Below are 4,956 nucleotides of genomic sequence, written 5' to 3'. Positions count from 1 at the left end.
GGGCCGGATGGCGGGTTGTCTATCAGCAGGACGCGATCGCCTGGACCGAAGCGCCCGCGAGCCTGAACCAGTTGTGGAAGCAGCGCTACCGCTGGTCCTACGGCACGATGCTGGCGATGTGGAAACACCGGCGCGCCCTCGTGCAGACCGGCGGCTCCGGGCGGCTCGGCCGACGCGGCCTGCCCTACCAGCTGCTGTTCCAGATCCTGCTGCCGCTGCTCGCCCCGGCCGTGGACGTGTTCGCAGTCTTCGGACTCGTCTTCGACGACGCCGCGCGCATGGGCCTGGTGTGGCTCGGGTTCCTCGGCGTGCAGATCATCGCGTCCTGGTACGCCTTCACCCTCGACCACGAGCGTCGCAGGGTGCTGTGGACCCTACCGCTACAACAGTTCGTCTACCGGCAACTGATGTACCTGGTCCTGATCCAGTCCGTGGTCACCGCCCTGCTCGGCACCCGGCTGCGCTGGCAGCGCATGGAACGGCGCGGCCTGGCCCGCGTCGGCGAGGCAGGCGCGACCCGATGAACATCAAGGCCGCGCCGACTGAACCCGTGCGTTCTGACAAGCGGAGCCTCCGTATAGCAATACACTCATGAGCCCGCAGGCTGCAGGTTGAGCACGGTGTGTGTCGCGTGATGCTAGCGCGCCATCCAGGCTGATGAGACGTGCTGTCGCCGTCCGCGAAGTGTTGCCGCGTCGCCGCAAGTACCGCGGCGGGGGAGTTGAACCCGGCGCCTGCTGATGACGAGTCGGCTGCCGGATCGTGTCAGCGTGTGTCAGGGTGTGCCGTTTGGTCGCTACCGGGGTCGCGTCGTGCGCACGGTGTGGCATCTCGCGACAGTGTGCGTTATCGGCGTCTGGTCGGGTCGATCTGGTTTTGCAAGTCCCCGACCAAGCCGGTGCGGATTGCGGCCTGGCTTTGTTGCGGACTCCAACCGAAACCGTGGCGGGCGCCAATGACGTGCTGGTTTGCGCTCGCCTAGCATCGGGCCTACGTAGCCGAAGCACCGATAGCGAGAGTGAGTCCATGTCAGACCCGGTATATGTCTACATCGGAACGTACGCAAGCGAGGATGCGGCGAAGGCTGATCTCGAGGTGGTTCGGGACCTCTACGCGAGCGACGTGCTTCGCACGTACGACGCGGCGGTTGCCGTCAGGGATTCCGACGGCAAGGTGCACCTGCATCGTCACGAGGGGTCGATGAACCACGCTGTCTGGAGTGGCGCGGCGGTTGGCGCTCTCGTGGGCATCCTGTTCCCGCCCGCGCTGATTGCGACCACGGTCCTCGGGGCGGCGACCGGCGGGCTCGTCGATCATCTGTGGCGGGGGATCTCGCGCGGTGACCTCAAGGACCTCGGCGAGGCGCTCGACGCGGGAGAGGCCAGTCTGGTCGTGATCAGCAGTACCGAGGTCGACCACCAGTTCGCCGCTGCGCTCAAGGCCACGGCGCACCAGATCCAGAGGCTTGAAAAGGCCGACGCCAAGGCGTTCGAGCGTGAGCTCAAGAGCCTGTCAGGCAGCTAGCACGCCCGGACAGCGGCGTGAATCTCCCGACCGCGCGACCTGAGGCGAAAGGGCCCCATGCCGCTCCTGATATCGATCATCGCGACGTCCATACTTGTCATCCTGGCGGCCAGCCTCGGGCCATACGTTCGCGCGCCGCGCAGAGGTCCCGGCCCCGGCCCGCGTGATACGCGCGCAGCGTCGGGCACGCCGATAGTTGCGCCGCGGCGGGAGGTGATCACGTCCCGTCCCGGCACGCAGTGTGAGATCGAGGGACGGTGTCAGGTCACCGCGTGGACACCGCAAGACCTCGGACCGTATTGGGACGTCGGGCTCGGAGACCCGGGAGTCCACATCAACCCCTACCAGCAGGTCGCAGTCCACGAGCGCGCGATCGCCCGGAGCACACCGCCCCAGAGCTGGCTCGGCGCGCAAAGTACACAGCCCGTAGCACGCTCGGCCGCACACACGGCCGCGCTGCAATACCGTCCGTCCCGACGCACCCGGGTGCGGCTGTGTCTGCAGGCTTGGGCCGAGCGAGCTCGCACGCGCAGGGACCAGCACTCGGGTGAAACGCCGCACATCGACTCCGGCCTGCCCCGTCGTGACCAGGCCGCGGCCTGCCGGATTACCCCGGAGCGTTGTGGCGACGACAGTCCACCCTGGCTCCCACGACTACGGGACGGTGATGGGATGCGATGTTGCGGGCGGCGCGTTCAGGCTCCATGGGGGTGAAGTGTGACGCGCAGGCGGGGGCGGTGCTAAGACTGACGACGTGAATCAACGGGCAGGCGAGGCGGGGGTCGGTGGCGCATCAGGTGCGGCAATACCGCAAGGACTGGGAGTCGAGGATCCTGCGATCCGTGCCGAACTGGCCGAGCTGGCTGCATGGGCCGACACACAGCTGGCGTGGTTGATCGACGACGTGTGCGCCGCGACCGTCGAACGGATCCCGTTCTACCGCGACGCGCGGATCGTCCCGGTCGAGGAGCTGCGCCGCTCTGTCGAACACAACCTGCGGTTCCTGGTCACTGCGCTCGCCCATCCGACCGCGCCGCTCGACTTGGCCGCGCCGGAGGCGACCGGTCGTCGGCGCGCCCACCAGGGTGCGCCGCTGCCCGAGGTGCTGCAGTGCTACCGGATCTGCTTCACGACGCTGTGGGACGCGCTGGTAGAACACGCCCGCGACAACCGGCGGGCGGGTGCCACCGAAGCGCTGCTGACCGCGGCCGGCATGATCTTCCGACTCACCGACCAGCACGCGCTGGCGCTCACCGAGGCGTACCGAGCGGCGACCGCCGAGCTGCTGGTCGCCCGTCAGCAACGCCGCTCCGCCCTGGTGGAGGCTTTGCTCACCGGCCACCCCAGCCCGGATGCCGGGCCCTGGGAGGCGGCCGCGCTGCTGGGCCTGCCCTCCGACGGACACCTGGTGGTCGTGGCCGCCGATACCCACGGCCTGGCCGAGGCGAGCCTGCCCGACATCGAGCGCCGACTGGCCGCCCGCGGAATCGTCTCGGGATGGCGCCTGACCCCGGCCCAGCAACTCGGCGTGGTGTCCCTGCACGACGACCAACACGACGTGATGCTCCAGCTCCTGCGGGAGAGCGCGCGGGCGCGTACCGGCGTCAGCCCGCCGTACCAGTCGCTGGCCGACACCCCGCGCTCCCTGCACCTGGCGCAGTGCGCGCTCGCCGGTCTTCCGCTCGGCCGGGCCGAGGTGCGCACGTTCAACCCCAGCCCGCTGGCCGCCCTCATGGTCCGCGAGCCGGACGAGGGGCAGCGCCTGGCACATGACGTCCTCGGCTCCGTCCTCGGGCTACCGGAGGAGGACCGTGCGCCGTTGCTGGACACCCTCAACGCCTACCTCGACCACGACGGCTCGGCGGAACGCGCCGCCGAGGTCCTGTATTGCCACCCGAACACGGTGCGCTACCGACTGCGGCGTCTGCAGGAGCTGACCGGCCGCTCGTTGTCCGACCCGCACGGTGTCGCGGAATTGGCTGCCGCGGCGTACGCGGTGCGCTTGAACCCGGCCACAGCGCGGTGGCAGGGGCGCACCCCGGCAGCCGCCAACGCGCACCCCCGACCTGTCCCCGAGCGCATCGCCGATCGCGGTCGCGCTGACGTGTCCGCGAAACGTTTCCGCGAGGCGGACGGACCCCGGTGAAGAGTGAGGCGTGAAGCGCGAGCGACGCGCCCCATGCCGATCCCGTGCGGCGTGCGACATGACCGGTGGATGAGATTCAGTCCGCCAAGTGCCGGTCGGACACCGCGAGCGTCATCTATGGTCCGGAACGAAAAGCATTGGCGGCGGGAACAACCCTCCGCGCAACCGGCGCGGACCCTCGCCGGGGTCTGTCACGATGACCGCCATGCAGATCAGTGAATCTCCGCTGGCCGAGGCCGGTCGCCGCTTCTTCAGCTCCAAGGACGCAGAGACCTGGATCGGTCTGCTGCGCCCCGCATACCATCTGCGCGCCCTGGCAGCGGGCGAGTCGGTGGTGGCGTACCTCGGTGGCGAGCCGCTGCTGCCCAAGGATGTCGAGTGGCCGGTGTGGGAGGGGCACGGCCCGCTGTGCTTCGTGGCCGCACTCGATTGCTCCCAGGTGCCGACCAAGGAACTGGACATTCCGCTGCCGACGTCAGGGCAGTTGCTGTTCTTCTACTTCGACGGCTTGGGAGACAGTTCGGTAGTCTACTCGGACCCCGCCAGCGTCATCCACGGCACCCGGGTGATCCACATCCCCGCGGATGCCGAGGTCACAGAGCGTGCAGTGCCCGAGGGCGCGACGGCGTACCCGCGCCTGCTGCTGGGCGGCGAGCTGATCGCGACGGCGCCGGACAACGAGAACGCCGCGCTGATCGCGGCCTACGGGAACGCGGACGACCCGGTCGCCTACTGCGACTACCCGACCACCGACCCCAACGGCACCGGGTTCTGGGACGCGCTGACCACGTTCCGCCGTGACCACTCGCCGCACCACCGGGTCGGCGGGTACGCCCTGCCGGTGCAGGGCGCCGTCGAACCCGAGGGCGCGCAGGTCCTGTACCCGGGCACGGCGCAGCAGGCCGTGGCGGCGCGCAAGCAGGTCGCGTCGCAGCTGGTGTTGCTGGCCCAGATCGACAGCGACGCGCGCAGCGCCATGGGCTGGGGCGACGCCGGCAGGCTGTACTGGATGATCCGCCGCGACGATCTGGCCGCCGGCCGGTTCGAGAAGGCGACTTTCACCTGGCAGTGCGAGTAGGAAGACGTGTCGTCCCCGCCTGTGCGGCCGCCCACGAGCGGGGACTCAGTGCCCTGAAGTGCGCCGAGGTCCGCATCGCGCGGGGAATCACGCCTGTGGCTGCCGACAAATCGTCCGTCGGTCATACGGATCGATTTAGCGATCACCCGGCTGTTCAGAGTTGAACACGTTCAGTTGATCTTCCGATCTTTCTGAACACGTTCGATGA

3 protein-coding genes and 1 pseudogene are annotated in these 4,956 nt (G+C 69.0%); all 4 read left to right on the top strand.

Features of this window, described 5'->3' with window-relative positions:
• Positions 1-524: pseudogene (locus VGZ32_RS28510) on the top strand (glycosyltransferase family 2 protein); the annotation flags it as partial.
• Between the two features lie 502 nt (positions 525-1,026).
• Complete coding sequence (locus VGZ32_RS28505; RefSeq protein ID WP_326889335.1) at positions 1,027-1,524, top strand: DUF1269 domain-containing protein; 498 nt, start codon at positions 1,027-1,029, stop codon at positions 1,522-1,524.
• Between the two features lie 754 nt (positions 1,525-2,278).
• On the top strand, positions 2,279-3,670 hold the full coding sequence (locus VGZ32_RS28500; RefSeq protein ID WP_326889334.1) for a helix-turn-helix domain-containing protein: 1,392 nt from the start codon (positions 2,279-2,281) through the stop codon (positions 3,668-3,670).
• A gap of 205 nt (positions 3,671-3,875) precedes the next feature.
• On the top strand, positions 3,876-4,748 hold the full coding sequence (locus VGZ32_RS28495; RefSeq protein WP_326889333.1) for a YwqG family protein: 873 nt from the start codon (positions 3,876-3,878) through the stop codon (positions 4,746-4,748).
• The last annotated feature ends 208 nt before the right edge of the window (positions 4,749-4,956 follow it).

Origin of the sequence: Actinocrinis sp., from assembly GCF_035938995.1 — a bacterium.
Classification (GTDB): Bacteria; Actinomycetota; Actinomycetes; order Streptomycetales; family Catenulisporaceae; genus DASZGI01.
The sequence above is the reverse complement of the archived record's forward strand: the minus strand, read 5'-3'. Positions and strand labels throughout refer to the sequence as shown.